We start from the raw sequence: 17986 nt of genomic DNA, 5'->3' as shown, positions 1-17986 counted from the left end.
TGTTTAGAACGGACAGCTCCCCGGATGTTTAGATCTCGCTTTCGCTCAGCAGCCACTGAATGATAGAACGAACCATGACACCTGTTGCTCCCTTAGGATTAACTCCACGTTCTTTAGATACATATGCAGTGCCAGCAATGTCTAGATGAATCCATGGCAAGCCCTCAGCAAACTCACCTACAAATAATCCGCCTGTAGTAGCTCCACCATATCTTCCAGCAGTGTTACGGATATCGGCAACCTCGCTCTTTAGCATCTCACGAAATTCCGGGTATGCCGGAAGCGGCCAGACCTTTTCCCCTGAATAGCTTGAAGCGGCCAGAAATCGCTCCAGAAACGCTTCATCATTAGTCACAGCACCCGTTGCTATATCTCCCAAAGTGGACAACACAGCGCCTGTCAGCGTAGCTACATCGATAATACGTTTCGCTCCCCATTCCCTAGCATAAGTCAGAGCATCTCCCAGGACAATTCTGCCTTCAGCGTCGGTATTCAACACTTCTATCGTTCGTCCGCTCATGGAGGTAATAACATCTCCAGGCTTAAAAGCATTGGCCGATGGCATATTCTCCGCAGAAGGAATAACCATAACGACATTAATTCGTGGACGTAAGCGGCCAAGTGCCTCCATTACTCCGAGTACTGCCGCTGCCCCTCCCATATCACTAATCAGCTCTTCCATACCTGATGCTCTTTTTAAGGAGATCCCGCCGGTGTCAAAGGTAACTCCCTTCCCTACAAGCCCCACTACGTTATCCCAATTCCCTGTCCCCTGATAACGGATGACGATCATTCGTGGAGGGTTTACACTTCCTTTTCCGACGGCGAGCAATCCGCCCATTCCTTTTTGCTCAATTTCCCGTTCATCCAGCACCTCAGAAGGAAAGCCATATCGCTCAGCAACCTCTATAGCGGCCACAGCAAGGTCTGAGGGAGTCAATAGATTACCAGGCATGTTGGTCAAGCTCCGCGCCAAATTCGTGGCCTCACCGAAAGCTAGCCCCTTCTGAATGCCTTGAGTCCAATCCCGCCCGGCAGTACCCTCTAATTTCTCTTTTATAGTGAAAACAACTGCTGTTGGGCCTGTATAAAAAGACTGCACCTGCTTATAGGTAGCCCGACGATAGGAACCAAGCATTAGCCCCTCCGTCAGCGCATAAGCAATAGAAGTCACATCCTTCTCTACGGTAAGCTCCTGTAATTTTTCCGGCACTTCAAATACCAGCTTGAGCGCCTTCAAACGAAGTGCTGCACGGGCTGTCTGAGCCCCCATTTGCCTTAGATCCTCAGTCGTGAGAAGTTGGTCCCCCCTGCCAACCAAAATAACAACAGGACAACCAGATGAATTCTCAGCAGGTAGTACATAAGTCTGATTAAGCTTGCCTTTAAATAAACCTGCCTTTCCCAATAGGCGAATTCTGTCATCCCAGCCCTCGGAAAAGCCTCCATTTTCGACCTCAGACTCAGAAATAATAAGGATAAGGGCATCACCCTGCACATTGTTGGCAACACCACTGTTGTATTCTATATTCATTGTGATTCCCTCCATTTGTTTCCCCAAACCAACACCCATTGTAACATAAGCAAAGGCTGATCTCCGCATCTGTATTATCCGCAGGGATCAGCCTCTTATTACTTATTCTAATGGATTAATGGCAAAGAGATCACAAAATGAGTACCCTCGTTGACTCTGCTGCTAACAGAAATGCATCCGCCATGATTTTTGATGATGCGGTCACTTACGGAAAGACCCAATCCTGTACCATTCTCTTTGGTAGTAAAGAAAGGATTAAATAACCTGTCCAGTGTACGAATATCCATTCCTTTACCGTTGTCAGATATGAACATACGGACCTCAGAGCCTTCTCTGCGGGCACCAACCTCGATTTTCCCCATCGAATCATCTTCTCGATCCGCTACAGCCTCCATTGCATTTCTAATCATATTAAGCACAACTTGCTTCATCTGTTTGACATCGCCAGAAATCACCATGTCCTCTTGAAGAGGATGAAGATTGATCTGGCAGCCCTTCATTAAAGCTTCGCTCTCTGTAAGGAGAACAACCTCCTTGAGCAATGCGGACACGGGTATCATCCCCACCTGCGGAACTGACGGCTTAGAGGAGGACAGAAATTCATGGATAATATCGTTCGCACGATCGATCTCGGCCAATATAATCTTGGCATATTCCTCTTTCCCCAGTTGATGCAAGTATGGATGAAGCAGTTGAATAAATCCCCGGATCGCGGTCAACGGATTGCGGATTTCATGGGCAATAGATGCGGATAATTTGCCTAGCATAGCCAAGCTATCGTTCTGGTAAGCCGTTTGTTCGATTAACTTATAATCCGAGATTTCCTTGACAGTGAACAAATAACAGCCTTTCATTTGCTCTCCGCAGCATAAAGTAACCTTCCAGTAACGGCCATACTCGTCTAGAAACTCATAATTTGATTTTCCTTTGTATACCATCTCTCTGTAGCTCTGCAGTACTTGTTTTTTCTTGGAACGGCTCAGTCGAACATTAGACAGCAGATGGGAAAATGTGCAGCCCACAAGAGAGTGACGGGTAAGCTCAAGCATCCCGTACATTTGCTTATTTACAAAACTTATAACTCCCTCTTCATCAAAAAGCATGATTCCGCTGTCAATATTCTCTAGAACATCCTCGTATGTAGTATCCACAGGTCCAGTTTGATAGGTTCTTCCCGGTAATAGAAGACTTTCTTGATATTGGCTAATCACGATACGAAGTTCCCCCTTTTACTGCATTTGACGAAGACGCTTAAGCGACATCAAATTACTATGTATTTGAGTGTATGACGAAGCCGCCAGAACATTCGGTAATCGTTGCACTTTTTCCAACCGGTTCAATTATATTCCAATCATATCCAAGAGAACTAGACAACGCAATCGGAGAAACTGTCGAATGGTAAAAAAATTCATAAAATGATTCCAAAGACATATGAAACATCACATCAAATTATATTTATCGCTATTTATTCGCCTAAATGATTTAAAAAAATCTAAAAAGGATCACGAAAAACTAAAAAGGATTATAAAAAGCTAAAAAGCCCCCGCGATTGCGGAGGCTTACATGGAAAAATGGGGCATGCCCAAAAAATTAGTAATAAACTTATGCCTTTTGTTGCAGGCGTAGACGGCGCTGACTCATCACAGCTAACCTTTTTTTCAATTCCCGTTCCCACTTGGTATCCTCAATCTGTTTGGCTACAGCTAGCAGGTCAAGCGCCATATCGATTTGATTGCGTACAACGGCTAGAGGATCTTCACTCTCGACGTTAATGACGTTCTCGAATATTGCAGTTTCGTCTTCCATGACATAGTCCTGAAAGTCCACGTCGGTAACACCATCTCCATGTGCATATTCCGCTAAGATCTCATATTCATTCTCGACCTTGTAGTGAACCTCCACACGATGACATACCGGACAAAAAAGCAGGGGAACATTATGGACTTGCGTGCGATAATGTTTTAGGGTCCCCTTTGTTCCTACCATACTCGCTCCACAGCAAAAGCTCATATTTGTTCGCCCTCCTTAGAAATAACCCTTTGATTGTTTATTATTGTATTACATTACCCCAATGGAGATTCCTCCACTCGAGGACATAATATAACTTTTCGCGCCTATTTTCAAATCTATTTAGATATACAAGATCTTTTGGAGCAAAAAACCCCCTTACAGAAAATTTTCTGCAAGGAGGTAGAAATCAGAATATCAAGGATCACTATGATAACGGTCTAAAATTTACAGATTCTTATCTCCCGGCTTCCAGTTCATTGGGCATAAACCACCAGATTGCAAGGCTTGCAGAACACGAAGTGTTTCTTCCACGCTGCGGCCTACATCATTGTGGTTAACGACTTGATATTTCAATTCGCCTTCAGGATCGATTATGAACAAACCACGCAATGCGATACCTTCTTCTTCAATCAGAATGCCATAGTCTTTAGAGACTTGTTTCGTAATATCAGCTGCAAGCGGGAAATTCAAACGACCCAAGCCATTAGAATCCTTAGGGGTATTGATCCAAGCTTTGTGGCTGTGGATCGAATCGATGCTTGCGCCGAGAATCGCTGTATCAAGTGCTTCAAACTGTGCTGCTGCGTCACTCAGAGCTGTGATTTCAGTTGGACATACAAATGTGAAATCAAGCGGATAGAAGAAGAATACAAGCCATTTGCCACGATAATCAGACAAGCTTACTTTACCAAAATCCTTACCATCACCTGATACGGTTTCCATAGTAAAATCGGGAGCCGGTCTACCTACTAAACGTTCCGCCATTGCTAGAATCCTCCCTCTGATTATGTAAGAAAAAGTACCATTTGTATCTCTCAATATACTGAAATATATTGAAATTTGCAGAAATCGATAATATCTTGTCTACTAAACAAATGGTATCATCGCACAAAATCAAAGTCAAGATTAGATCAATTATTTATTTGTAATCATTATAAACTAATAATTAAGCTGTGCGGATTGCTGCAACAATCAGGTCGCCCATTTCAGTTGTACTGATCGCTTTGCTCTTATCCACGGCGATATCACTTGTACGGTGCCCTGCATCCAATACTGCAGCAACTGCAGCTTCGATTGCAGCAGCAGCATCCTCATAACCAAAGGTTAAGCGGAACATAAGGGCCAGCGACAAGATTGTTGCGATCGGGTTCGCAAGCCCTTGTCCGGCAATATCAGGAGCAGAGCCGTGAACGGGCTCGTAGAGACCATAGTTGCCGTCACCCATCGAAGCCGAAGCAAGCATACCGATAGAACCTGTCAGCATAGCAGCCTCGTCGCTCAGGATATCACCAAACATGTTCTCAGTAACGATAACGTCAAAGCTAGATGGACGGCGCAGCAGCTGCATTGCGCAGTTATCAACCAGTACATGCTCTACCTCTACCTCCGGATATTCTGGAGCGATCTTATTCACAACCTCACGCCACAAACGTGAAGTTTCAAGTACATTCGCTTTATCAACACTCGCCAGTTTATTGCGGCGCTTGCCGGCAATTTCAAAAGCTTGGCGGACAATTCGTTCTACTTCCATTACGTTATATACACAGGTGTCCACAGCTTCTTCACCATGTTCTCCTTGACGGCGCAATTTATCTCCGAAATAAATCCCGCCAGTCAGTTCGCGAACTACCATAAGATCTGTGCCTTCCAGGACTTCAGGCTTCAAAGTCGAAGCATCCTTAAGACAGTCAAATACGACAGCTGGACGCAGGTTGGAGAACAACCCCAGTGCTTTGCGAATTCCGAGCAGTCCGGTTTCAGGACGAAGCTCCTTTGGATTATTATCCCATTTTGGTCCACCAACAGCACCCAATAACACAGCATCTGCACTACGACAGATTTCAAGTGTATCTTCCGGCAGCGGAGTGCCCTTCTCGTCTATAGCGATACCGCCAAATAATGCATGCTCTGTTTCAAAGGCATAACCGAATACTTCTTCTGTTACTTTCAATACTTTTTCCGCTTCTGCTACAACTTCTGGTCCAATACCGTCCCCTGCGATAACGGCGATTTTTTTAACTTCACTCATCTCAGTCACTCCTCAAGTTTTCTGCTCTAACAGACATAGTTCTTCTTTATATTGTTGTATCATACCCAGTCGTAAAGGACAAAGATATAGATTCTATTGAGCTGATAGGTATAGCCTATAAACAGTGAGAATCAGACTACTACCGTGAATGCTGAGCATATTTGCTCTTAGTTCTGAAGATGTTTACAATTACTATGAAGTCATCTATCAAAGGAGTGAATGCGAAGTGCATTATACAAAGCTTGGAAAATCCGGCATGAAGGTCAGTCGCCTATGTCTAGGAACGATGAATTTTGGCCCACAGACGGATGAAAAAGAAGCCTTCCGCATCATGGACGCTGCACTGGATGCAGGTGTTAATTTTTTTGATACCGCTAACATTTACGGCTGGGGCGAAAATTCTGGCCTGACTGAAACCATTATCGGACGCTGGTTTAAACAAGGCGGCGGGCGGCGGGAAAAGGTTGTACTAGCCACCAAAGTTTATGGAGCCATGAATGATAAGCTTGATGGTCCTAATGATGAAGAAGGATTATCCTCATATATCATTCGCCGCCATCTTGAAGGGTCCCTGCAGCGTCTTCAGACCGATCATATTGAATTGTACCAGATGCATCATATAGACCGCAGTACGTCCTGGGAAGAGCTCTGGGGAGCTTTCGAGCTGGCTGTGAATCAAGGCAAGATTGGTTATGTCGGTTCCAGTAACTTCGCAGGCTGGGATATCGCCGTAGCTCAACAAGAAGCTAAGGCTCGTGGTTTTCTTGGACTAGTCTCAGAGCAGCATAAATACAGTCTGACCTGTCGGCTTCCTGAGCTTGAAGTTTTGCCAGCCGCTCGCCATCTGGGGCTAGGTATTATTCCTTGGAGTCCACTCGATGGAGGTCTTCTCGGAAGAAATGCACTCAAAAAAATAGAGGGCAGCCGAAGTGGCGGAAATGCAGATCGTGTAGAGCAGCACAAGAGCCAGCTTGAGGCTTTTTCCAGCTTATGTATGGAGCTAGGAGAACCACAGGATAATGTCGCTCTTGCTTGGCTACTGGCTAATCCTGCTGTAACAGCTCCTATTATCGGCCCCCGCACACTGGAGCAATTCGAGAGTGCGCTGCGCAGTCTTGAGATTGTACTAGATGAAGCTGTGCTTAAACGACTAGATGAAATATTCCCTGGACCCGGCGGTGAAGCCCCTAAAGCCTATGCTTGGTAGGTAAGTTCTATCATAAAAGGAGCTGAGGCCTCAGCAGAATCCATTCGCTGAAGCCTCAGCTCCCTTTTACTCATACTTATTCAGCTGTGTCCACGGTCACACTTCCATTACTCGTGCTTAAATCCACAGTATACGTGGCTTTACCAAGCACAGCGGTACCATAGCTATCGCCGTCCCGATCCCAGGGTACATTCCCCTTCAGCGAGCCATTACTTGTATCTGCAATAATCTTCGCATCCGACACGGCCGGTAAGCCCACTATAATCTTTCCGTTACTGGATGTACATTTCCAGTTTCCGGTCACTGCTGAGTTTATAGTAATTTTGCCATTGCTGCTCTTGGCTGACAACGCCCCATCAATGTTATCCAATACTATGGCTCCATTAGAGCTCACAAGTTCAACTTCACCTTGGATATTCTGTACGGATAGTGACCCATTGCTGGTATGTGCATCCACTTCGCCGACAATATCATGAATATTTAATGCACCATTACTTGTCTCAACCTCTATACCTGACTTAAGATTCCAGGCTTCTATAGAGCCATCACTTGTCTCAACCTCAACAGCAAGGTTATTGGGTGCACTTATATTTAAATAAGGACTTTTGGTATTGAATCCAAACTGAATGTTAGAGAACCAATTATGATCGGTATCAAGCTCCATAATCAGTGTATCTCCTTCAGTACTAACCTTCCATTTCTTTTCTAATGCACTTTCAGCATCACTTTGCGATTTTCCAGGCAGCAGTAAACTTCCCTCATAATCCAAAGAGCTTCCAGCTACACCCTCAACCTTTACTTTTCCACTTGGAAGTACGATTTTGAGCGTCGTAATATTCTCTTTCACTTCCACATTCCCACTAAGCGGAGTTAGATGTGTATTACCGATCAGATTGCTGAGTGAACCTCCGGCCATTACTGTCTGAGCACCACTTGCTCCGATCAGCACAATAATTAACAGGATGGCCCAGCCGCTTACACGGCTTTTGACATCGGATTTGATAAAAAGTCTAATCAACATCTCAAGTCCGAATAAGACCAACAACGCCGGCCATAAAAAACCAAGCACCTCATAGCTGATCATATCATACTGAGCCATCACGATAATGACACCAAGGGCAATGCAGCCCAAGGCTGCTGTGAAACTTCCTATTTTCCATCTCCCCATAGTTAAATCCCCGTTTCTTATGCTCTCGTATTATTCCTTAACATCTTCAGTCCGTACGCAATCAGACCCACTGATAATAAGATCGTGCCGATGTTGATCTCAGTCAGCATATCCCAAAGGGTAGGGAAAGCTGTGATTACCAACATGAGGAATCCAGCAACAACACAGCCGATTCCCACCCAAGCTGGATTGATCTCTTCATGTGGATATCCAGGCATAGAGGACATACCCATGGTCCAAGGGGCTCCGAAGCTGTCTGGATGAAACATCATTCGTTCGTGTTCAGCAGCCGTTATTTTCATCCAAGCCGCCTTCTGCAGGGCATCAAACAACTGATAAAACCACAGCGCCGCCAGGGCAAACGGGAAGATCAAGGGCTCGGACGGAATAAACATTATACATAAGGAGGCCCCGATCATAAACTGTAAACCCTGCTTTTTAAAACCTAAGTACAAATGACCTACTCCAGGTATCATAGCCAGCATAAAAGTGAGCCAACGTCTCTTCTTAATCATAATACATCCTCCTAAAATTTGGGTAGCAAAACTTTAGCCAATTTAAACATCTATTGATGATCAATTATTTTATTACTATCTCCCAAAGCCACCAAACCACTGGGTTACTGAATTCGACATATGGCCGTTTATTTCGGTAATGCCATAGGCCAAATTCTCAAATACCCCAAACTGCAACAATAACAAACTGAGGCAAGCAGCCACTCCATAATGAATCCATGAGGTTTTTGGGGCAGAACGACGTCTTACATTGGTTGCCTTAGTCGCTCGTGATCTGCGCCCTGTTTCGAGCTGCTCAATATGTGTCATAACATCTGCTGCGAGATCCGGGAAGTCCATCTGCGCCTGCAACTGTTCTCTGTCAGCATCCATTTCCGACCACAGCTCCGACATTGCCTTGGCTTCCTCCAGCCACTCTGCGCAATCAGGACATGACTCTATGTGCAATCGGATACTCAGCTCCATCTCTGGAGACAGTAGGCCGTCTATATAATGTGGCATCCATTCCTTCACTATTGCACAATTCATCGCCATTCCTCCCTTTGTTTACGCATCATCTGTCTGGCTCGATAAAGCTGCGATTCGATTGTTTTCACGGAAACTCCCTTTTGCTCTGCAATCTCTTGATAGGAATTCCGCTGAAAATAGTACAGCTGGACGACCGACCGGTACGGTTCCGCCAGACTGTTCACATTCTCACCTAATTCAGCTGATGTTTCCTGCTCAAGTACCTCATGCTCCGGAGTTTGAGACGTTACCCAATCATTTTCTGTGTAATCAGCTGCACTTCGGTACTTCCACTCCCTATCGTTGGCCCGTTTCCAGTCCAGACAGGTTCGGTAGGCAATCCGATACAGCCATGTCGAGAAGGAGGATTGTCCTCTGAAAGAGGGGAGCGCTTTATATGCTTTTATAAAAACCTCCTGGGCCATATCTTTGGCCGATTCGGCTTCTCCTGTGATTTTGACGCATACTCTGTATACCATGCCTTGGTAACGTGTCACCAAATGCCCAAAGGCTTGATGTTGACCGTTCAGCACAGCAGCAATCCATTCTGCCTCTTCCAGCTTTCTCCCCTCCTTCACCTTCATAACGTTAGACGCCAACCAATCGTTCTCCCCTGCAACCTATACATAAATTTTTTTGGTTTTTTTGAAATAGGCTGAAGAGAGGAATATATAGTTTGTTGTCGAATAATGTTTAACTACTATGACTAAAAGAAAACTCTTCTTAATTATCGCATTGTTTCTTATTATACTCACTGGATTCCGTATCCTATGGGTAAAGATTTCTCCGCACACCACACAACCACCACTGATCAATGGTGTGTTGGATTTACGGGATAAACAATGGAATCAGGACAAACTCCTTATTTTAAGTGGGCAGTGGGAGTTCTATCCGGGTATGCTGCTTCCTTCATTCAACGAACAATCTGTAACTGCTGCTCCTGCAAAATATATACAAGTCCCGGGGAACTGGAAAGATGCCCTTAGCGATAGCGATAAATCTGCTTATGGCTACGGCTCCTATCGGCTACGTGTCCTAACAGATAATCATAAGAAGCAATCCTATAGTCTTCTAATTTCCGGAGCTCGGTCCTCTTCAGAAGTGTATATCAACGGTGAACGGCTGGACAGCTCTGGCACTCCTGCTGAGAGTAAAGAACACTATATTCCGTACATACTGCCTTATTCAGTATCCTTTACAACCGATAAAAGTGAACTTGAAATTGTGATCCATGTAGCCAACTATTCCTTTTCCCAAACGGGAGGAATTTCTAAAACGATTGTATTTGGCAGCGAAAAAGCTTTAACACAGGAAAGACTGCTCTCTATTAGCCTACAGTTGCTATTATGTGTTGTTCTAATACTGCACGCTGTATATGCTGTTATTTTATATATAATTGGGCTGCGGCAAAAGATGTTGATCTATTTTTTTCTACTGGTAATATCCGCTATAACTACCGTACTCATAGATGATGACAGGCTTCTATTGCACGTATTTCCCTTGAACTATCAATGGAATTTCAAACTATTTTACATCTCTTATATTGCTGTATTTATTTTTATCCTGCAGACAAGCAAACATCTTTTGTTCGCGGATTTAAAAATAAAAAGTATTCGTATCCTAACCATCCTGTCCGTAGTAGACATCCTGTTCATATTATTTGGACCCGTTGTTCACTATTATGAATTTCACACACTGATTTTCGGCATAAATTTATTAGTTTTAGCATTAGGTGTCGTAATTCTTTTTCTGAGATCTATTATTAAAAATTACGAAGGCTCTATTTTCCTGTTGTTATCTATGTTTGCCATCGTTAACAGCACACTTTGGGGAATGTTCAAGAATTATAACTGGGTTAACGTTACCTATTATCCTTTTGATCTAATTATCGCCTTTTTGTGCTTTGCGACTTTTGGATTTAAGCGATATCACTGGAATACCAAGGAGACAGAAAAACTGGCGCACAGCCTGCAGAGAAGTGTTACACAAAAGGATGCTTTTTTGGCTAACACCTCACATGAATTAAAAAATCCGCTGTACAGTATCATTAACATTGCCGAAACTGTCCTGGACAGCGAGCGTGACACTGTAACGCATCAAAATGCTGAGAATTTAAAACTGCTCATTACCGTTGGAAGACGTATGTCTCTTCTGGTAGACGATCTGCTGGATCAATCCCAGCTCCGTGAAAGCAATATACAATTGCAGCTCAGAGAACTTAAGATCCAATCCTTCGCAGTGGGTGTGCTTGATATGCTCAAATTCTTAACGGAAGGGAAATCTTTAACCTTAATCTCAGAAATACCAGATTCATTCCCTTCTATTGTGGCTGATGAAAAAAGACTCATTCAGATCTTGTTCAATCTGCTTCAAAATGCTGTTAAATATACGACTGTAGGCACGATAAGAATCCATGCAGATATTCATAAAAAATCGGCGCAGATTCATATTACGGATACGGGTCTTGGCATGAACGAGGAGACGTTGCTCAGAGCTTTCCAGCCCTATGAACAGGGCGATTCCAGCATGAACGAAGTTAGCGGTGGCATCGGGCTTGGATTAAGCACCAGCAAGCAGTTAGTTGAACTTCACGGCGGGAAAATAAGTGTAGTCTCTACACTTGGAGAAGGTACTACCTTTACATTCACAATGCCATTATACGATTCAACCAGCCGGGTATTGAGTTCAGAACTGCCCTCTATGACTGAATTCTCAGACACGCCATCTATGATCACTTTATCCAAATTAACCGCACCGGGTATCGTTTCATCAGACCATGGAAGGAGACCCAAGCTTCTGGCTGTAGATGATGATCAGGTTAATCTAAAAATACTTACCAACGTACTTTCCATCAAGGACTATGAAATCGTTACGGTGACCAGCGGAAACGATGCTTTACTATTGCTGGATACCGTTCAGTGGGATTTAATTATTACAGATGTAATGATGCCACAAATGTCCGGGTATGAGCTGGCGCATAGAATTCGTGAACGTTACACCATTGCTGAGCTTCCCATTCTGCTTCTGACGGCACGAGGCCAAGCGGAAGATATTTATACCGGTTTTATTTCAGGTGCAAATGACTATGTAATGAAGCCTATGAATGCAATAGAGCTGAAGGCCCGTGTACGCTCCTTAACAGATCTAAAACAGTCCGTAAACGAACGGCTTCGTGTGGAAGCTGCCTATCTTCAAGCGCAAATACAACCACATTTCTTGTTCAACACATTAAATTCAATATCCGCGCTGGCTTCTTTTGATATTAATAGAATGAGTCACCTTGTGGATGCCTTCAGCTCTTATTTGCGTTTAAGCTTCAATTTCCTGAATGCTGAGCCTATGATACCGATTGAACGAGAGCTTGAGCTTGTTCATGCCTACCTCTACATAGAAAAGGAGCGCTTTGAAGATAGGATGACCATTCTTTGGGATTATGAGGAAAGCTTGCATTTTCAGCTGCCGCCTCTGACTATACAGCCACTGGTTGAAAATGCTGTCCGGCATGGTATTTTGAGTCGCTCCCAAGGAGGAACGGTGTCCATAACCATCAAGGAACAAGCTGGCGATATTGAAATCACGATATCAGACAATGGCCAAGGCATGAAAAACGAACAACTCCAGCAGTTGCTCAGCAATCCGTCTAATGATGCAAGAGGAATCGGATTTTTAAATACACATAAACGGCTGCTGCGGGTCTACGGAAAAGGGCTGCAGATTAAAAGCTCCGAAGGGAAAGGAACTTCTGTGAGTTTTATTATTCCTTCTGACAAAAAAAATCCGCTTCGAAAACTTTCTGATTAACAGACAAACTATTGTGAACCGAAATATCAAGTAAGGATTCGACGTATTTTGGCTAAAATACTATATCTGAGTGGTGATTAATAATGATTCAGGCAATATTAGTTGACGATGAACGGCTTGCCCTTGTGAAATTAGAGTTTATGTTAAAAAAAATACCATCTTTACATATAGCCGCTTCCTATACGGACCCCTCACAGGCCATTCAAGAGGCTCCGTCTTATCATCCTGACGTTATTTTTATTGATATTGAAATGCCTGAAATTAATGGTCTTCAAGCTGCGGAGATGCTCCAAGAGGCCTGTCCAAATGCAAATATTATCTTCGTTACCGCGTATAACCATTATGCTGTGGAAGCTTTTGAGATTAATGCGCTCGATTATATTTTGAAGCCTGTGCGAAATGACCGACTATTGAAAGCTGTCCAGCGGTTAGAAGAAAGATTAGCACTTGCACCAAAACTCATAATTGCAAAAGAAGAGGTAACCATTCGTTGTCTTCAATCGCTTCGTTTTGAACGAGGCGGACAATCTCTGAATAATCTGCGTTGGAGAACCTCTAAGGCCCAAGAGTTATTTGCCTTTTTGCTCCATAATCGCAACCGCTTCGTAAGTAAAGACATGCTGATTGAACTGCTGTGGCCAGACTTCAATCTGAAAAAGGCCTCTACCCATCTCTATACAACAATTTATCAAGTCCGGCAATGCTTAAAGCAGAATGAAGTCGACCTGCATATCAGCAACCTTAGCGGGGGGGAAGGCTATACCCTTGAAACCGGATCAATGTTGATTGATGTAGATAAGTGGGAACAGGGTATCCTGGCTCTGGAAACCATCAGTGAAGTTAATTGTGCGGAGCATCAAGTTTTATTCGAGCTTTATTCTGGAGATTACTTTGACGATTATGATTATTTATGGGCTGAAAGTGAGCGGCAACGCCTTCGTACCATTTGGCTGCACCATGCAATGGGCATAGCCCAATTTTATATAGAAAGCAACAGAATTGCCGAGGCCGTTACTGTCTATCAACGAGTAGTGCAGCTACAGCCTTATTTTGAACAAGGGCATTTAGGATTAATGAAGGTCTACGACAGTATTGGAGAACGTTCCGCTGTGGAAGAGCAGTACAAGCTGCTCAAGGATTTGTTCCAAAAGGAACTTAACCTTGGCCTTCCAGCCAGCGTTGAGCAATGGTACGAGCAATGGGAGCAGCTTAACCATAGAGTGCGATGAGCTAAATAACCTATCAAGACATAATAAAGACACCCGGATAAAACCGGGTGTCTTTATTATTACCTTCCTAGTTATTACGTTTGAATCGTCTTGTTAATACAAACCCTAAAAGTACTAGACTCCCACCAACCAAGTAGATCGGAAACGCGCTGTCTTCTCCTGTTTTCGGAAGCTGAGTCGGTTTATTGCTGTTATTTCCTGGCTTAGTGACTGTACCCTTTGGTACTTCCTCCACATCAATCTCTATGAGGATTTCTTCTTCATTTCCATTCTCATCTGTAACAATAATGGTGAACTTATCTTTACCAATATAGCCCGGATCAGGTGTGTAGACCCATTTGCCATCCTTAGTAATAATTACTTTACCATGTCCCGGCTCATCTCCCAGGCTTGGCACTCCCCCAAGTGGAATTTCACCTTCAATAGGAACATCTTCATTGGTAATCTCTTTCTGCACAGGTGGAGTTACCTGCGGAACAACAGGCGTACTAGTTGCCACAGGCTGGCTTGGAGTAGCTGTTGGCGTTGCCGTCGACACTGGCGTTACCATCGGTGTTGGCGAAGGTGTTGCCACCACAACTGGTGTTGCCGTTGGCGTAGAAGTAACGACTACTTCCGGAGTCGGTGATGGTGTCCAGATAGGACCTGTCGGTTCCTCTGGAGTAGACGTTGGTGTTGCTGTCGGCGTCGACGTTGGTGTTGCTGTCGGCGTCGACGTTGGTGTTGCTGTCGGCGTCGACGTTGGCGTTGCTGTTGGCGTCGACGTTGGTGTTGCTGTCGGCGTCGACGTTGGTGTTGCTGTCGGCGTCGACGTTGGTGTTGCTGTCGGCGTCGACGTTGGTGTTGCTGTCGGCGTCGACGTTGGTGTTACCGTTGGTGCTGGCGTTACGGTCGGTATAGGCGTTGCTGTTGGTGTCGGAACTTTGTTTTTTACCTCTAGGCTTATCCCTGTCGTCGAAGAAATAGTCACTTCATGTGGTGTTTGATCAAGAACATAACCAGCAGGCGCTGTTTTCTCAATTAATACATATTTCCCACCTGTCAGTTTGGTAAATTCAAGTATCCCGTTTGTATCCGTAGTGCCTTCCTTAATCCAGATCTTATCGGCATCAACTACCCGATACAGATCAAAAACGGCCCCACTTAACACCTTACTCGTATTCCCGTCTTCTACTTTGGTAATCGTCAACGGTCCTCTTACGCCGCTTCCTGTGCCGGAGCCGCTAGAGAGCTTAACGATAATTTCCTCGGTGCTTACACCTGGAACTACCTTGATGTTTTTACCATCGAAACTAACCTGATTGGTTACCTTATCATTGTTTTGTGCTGTGATCAGGGAGTCATATTTCAAAATATAAGCTTCGGAAATATCCTTCAGGAAACTAAGCTTAAAGCTTTCTTTTCCGTCATTATCCGTAGTGATTTCCAGCTTATAATCTGTACCACTCACCAATTCTTGGTTGGTCGATGTTACATCCCCATTGCTTGCAACTTTCGTTTTGTAGACATGGAATGTATTGGACAGCAGGATTTGATTGTCGCTTGGAATATCCGTAATTACCGCTTCTTTTACAAAAGATTGGTTACGGTTGATGTAAATCGTCCAATGAATTTTATTGCCATCCTGCGCACCTTCTTTGTTAACGTATTCCCCGCCCTGAGGGATATTAACAGAAGCTTGCAGTTTAGCGGACTCTACTTTCGCACCGTCATATAAAGTAGCTGTATTTTTAATTTCATTTGAATCAATCGCTTGATCCGCGAACGTTGTTTTGAAAGTGACGTAGAACGCATAATTAATCGTTTTATTAAATGTCACCTTCAGCTCACTGCCATCCAGCTCCACTTTATAGTCCGCGGAATTCACACTAGCTTGAGGAGAAGGATTTCCATCCTTTCCATACTCCCATTTATTCACTTTCACAGAATCCATATTTACAACTTGGCCAGCTGAAATGGTATCAACCAGTTGAGCTTGGATTAACGTTTTCTGATTATAATTAGCCCCAATGTTCCAAGTGATTTCCTTAGTTACAGCATTGTAGGAACCACTCTTCTTCCCATTGTTTTTAACCTCATCTCTTGGATTAAAGGTTACGGTCGCTTCTTTATGCTTAGACTCCTGCACCCCATTAACCGTTTCTTTCCAATCGAGTGCACCTGTATTAGTGAATTGAGTTTTGCCCGGAGCCAGCCAATCATAGTTAAAGCTTGTTGTATAAGTAATTGTGTAAGGCTCATTTATCGGCGCATTAAAAGTAATCACAAATCCATCGTTTACTGCAACCGGATCATGCGCATTGTAAACAACACTATGGACGGTAGCAGTTCCACCTTTAGTTAGTTGAACCTTTAATGTACCCGGGACAAGCTTTAATCCAGCATTGCCAAAAGTATCTGTCACCACTAGATTTTCCATAGTCTTGCTGTCATCGTTAATTTGGATAGTCCAATCGAGGGTCTTAGTCGCATAATTAACGTTACTATAATTTTTATGGAGAATTTGCTGCTTGATATCACTGTAACCCGTTTCTGTTTTTCCATCATAAGTAATCTTGTTCGTAATCTGACCATCAACAAATACTCTGCCGTTTGCCTTTGTCTGATATTCAATACGGTAGGCAGAATTTATATCATTGTTAAATTTCAGATCAAAACCATTTAATCCCGTTGCAGTTGTTGGAGTTATTGTATATTCGCTTGAAGCGATTTCCGCGCCTTTAACCCCGTTGCCATTACTGTCGATCGTTACAGGATAAATTTTAACCGAGTTGAGAATTAGATCTTGAGTGTTATTGAATGTATCCTTCAAAATAGCATTTGCCGCTGAAATTGTTTTTTCATTGTAATTGAAATTAACAGCCCAGGAAATCACCTGATTCGCTGCATCGTAATTGGTGGACTCTTTCGATAGTGGTTTGCCACGTCCTACTGTAACTGTAGTGCTAGCCTTTTTAGAAAATCCGTTATCTCCTGTTAAGACTGCCTCATTCAAAAAGGTTTTCGCATCTACACCAGTACCAGTAATATCCGTAGAGAAGCCAATCCGGTAAGCTTTAGTAAGCGGGTTATCCGCAAATTTCAGCTTTAACTCTCCCAAAGTGGATCCTGTCACATCATACTTGCTGCTGTCCACTAGATTGCCAAGACTCACAGTCCCATCGACCTTCACATCAAGCTCATAAACAGCAATAGATACCGTATTCAGTGATAATCCCGCAGGGAGTGTGTCTGTGACCACTGCATTTTTTACGCTTTCCAGTGCCTTATTCACATCAACCGTCCAAGCGATGCTTGTTGGGTTATAATACTGCGGCTTAGGCGAACCGTCTTTTTCTATAGTAGAGCTAACCTTCGGCTTAAAATTAAGCTCAATGGTCTGAGTACCGCCTTGTATCGGGAAAATCAGGGTTTGCTTCGTGGAGCCTGTAATTTTCTTGGAGCTCAAAAGCGACCTAACGGAGAAAGTCCCTCCCACTTTATCGTGGGTTTCGATATAAGCATTAAATGTAAATACAACGCGGTTAGTATTTTTGTCGACGGTATAAGTCCCTACAGGCTCATCGTCAAAAATAAGATCACCATTCAGATCGTTATAAAGTTCAAACTGTGTTGGAAGATCAAAGGTATAGGTGGACCCATCCTTATATCCATGCCCATCTGGAAGTGACCATGTATAGTTCAATTCCGAATAGGAATCAAGTTCATATACACTTTCTGTAACCGTATTTGTGTATTTATCATCGGTGTATACAGCAAGCGTAACACTAGTAATGAGGTCATCTCCAATTACAGTACCGTTGCCACTCGCATATGCCTGCGAATTGACTCCAAAGCCAAAGCTGTAAGCCCATTGCGTCACAAGCAAGAATACTACGAGCAATGCGCTAATTTTCTTTTTTGATAACATTATTAAAAATGCCTCCTTTGTCACTCCGTTTATCGTGCTTTTCCTAAGCTTTATCCTTTGAATCCCGTACTCTACT

Annotated in this window: 13 protein-coding genes; 3 read left to right on the top strand and 10 right to left on the bottom strand. The window is 43.7% G+C overall.

All coding sequences use genetic code 11. The features are described from left to right. Nucleotides 1–28 precede the first annotated feature (28 nt). The 5 genes from MKY54_RS06910 to leuB form a co-directional block, all read right to left on the bottom strand. Nucleotides 29–1534, bottom strand: a complete 1506-nt coding sequence (locus MKY54_RS06910) for a leucyl aminopeptidase (protein WP_179086310.1) — start codon at nt 1532–1534, stop codon at nt 29–31. A gap of 107 nt (nt 1535–1641) precedes the next feature. Next, complete coding sequence (locus MKY54_RS06905; RefSeq protein ID WP_036680098.1) at nt 1642–2745, bottom strand: ATP-binding protein; 1104 nt, start codon at nt 2743–2745, stop codon at nt 1642–1644. Nucleotides 2746–3136: 391 nt separating this feature from the next. Beyond that, entirely contained in the window at nt 3137–3544 is a 408-nt protein-coding gene (locus tag MKY54_RS06900; protein WP_036680100.1) for a hypothetical protein, read from the bottom strand. 225 nt (nt 3545–3769) lie between these two features. After that, nucleotides 3770–4309, bottom strand: coding sequence for a peroxiredoxin (locus tag MKY54_RS06895; RefSeq protein ID WP_036680102.1), 540 nt, complete (start codon nt 4307–4309; stop codon nt 3770–3772). Between the two features lie 181 nt (nt 4310–4490). Next, nucleotides 4491–5573, bottom strand: coding sequence for a 3-isopropylmalate dehydrogenase (leuB, locus tag MKY54_RS06890; RefSeq protein WP_076185413.1), 1083 nt, complete (start codon nt 5571–5573; stop codon nt 4491–4493). A 226-nt stretch (nt 5574–5799) separates the two neighbouring features. Between leuB and MKY54_RS06885 the strand changes: the two genes are divergently transcribed. Further along, nucleotides 5800–6780 (top strand): aldo/keto reductase, encoded by a 981-nt coding sequence (locus MKY54_RS06885; protein WP_339189970.1) that lies wholly within the window; start codon nt 5800–5802, stop codon nt 6778–6780. 76 nt (nt 6781–6856) lie between these two features. Here the strand turns inward: MKY54_RS06885 and MKY54_RS06880 are convergent, their stop codons facing one another. The 4 genes from MKY54_RS06880 to MKY54_RS06865 all read right to left on the bottom strand — a co-directional run bounded on the left by MKY54_RS06880 (nt 6857) and on the right by MKY54_RS06865 (nt 9569). Beyond that, entirely contained in the window at nt 6857–7948 is a 1092-nt protein-coding gene (locus MKY54_RS06880; protein WP_076125478.1) for a DUF5668 domain-containing protein, read from the bottom strand. 17 nt (nt 7949–7965) lie between these two features. Further along, nucleotides 7966–8463, bottom strand: a complete 498-nt coding sequence (locus tag MKY54_RS06875; RefSeq protein ID WP_076125480.1) for a hypothetical protein — start codon at nt 8461–8463, stop codon at nt 7966–7968. A gap of 75 nt (nt 8464–8538) precedes the next feature. Beyond that, complete coding sequence (locus MKY54_RS06870; protein WP_038569222.1) at nt 8539–8991, bottom strand: zf-HC2 domain-containing protein; 453 nt, start codon at nt 8989–8991, stop codon at nt 8539–8541. Next, nucleotides 8988–9569 (bottom strand): RNA polymerase sigma factor, encoded by a 582-nt coding sequence (locus MKY54_RS06865; RefSeq protein ID WP_076125482.1) that lies wholly within the window; start codon nt 9567–9569, stop codon nt 8988–8990. The genes MKY54_RS06870 and MKY54_RS06865 overlap by 4 nt, the downstream gene beginning before the upstream one ends. 103 nt (nt 9570–9672) lie before the next feature. On the opposite strand from MKY54_RS06865, the gene MKY54_RS06860 reads away from it, so the two are divergent. Both MKY54_RS06860 and MKY54_RS06855 read left to right on the top strand, forming a co-directional pair. Then, nucleotides 9673–12771, top strand: coding sequence for an ATP-binding protein (locus tag MKY54_RS06860; protein ID WP_339189969.1), 3099 nt, complete (start codon nt 9673–9675; stop codon nt 12769–12771). Between the two features lie 83 nt (nt 12772–12854). Next, the gene (locus tag MKY54_RS06855; RefSeq protein ID WP_339189968.1) at nt 12855–14000 is read left to right on the top strand and encodes a response regulator; all 1146 of its coding nucleotides are present in this window, start codon (nt 12855–12857) and stop codon (nt 13998–14000) included. A gap of 67 nt (nt 14001–14067) precedes the next feature. Here MKY54_RS06855 and MKY54_RS06850 read toward each other — a convergent pair whose 3' ends face one another. After that, nucleotides 14068–17910, bottom strand: a complete 3843-nt coding sequence (locus MKY54_RS06850; protein ID WP_339189967.1) for a collagen binding domain-containing protein — start codon at nt 17908–17910, stop codon at nt 14068–14070. Between the last annotated feature and the right edge of the window lie 76 nt (nt 17911–17986).

Origin of the sequence: Paenibacillus sp. FSL P2-0121 (genome assembly GCF_037975345.1) — a bacterium.
GTDB classification, from domain to species: domain Bacteria; phylum Bacillota; class Bacilli; order Paenibacillales; family Paenibacillaceae; genus Paenibacillus_AQ; species Paenibacillus_AQ odorifer.
This window is presented reverse-complemented; position numbering and strand designations above follow the sequence as displayed.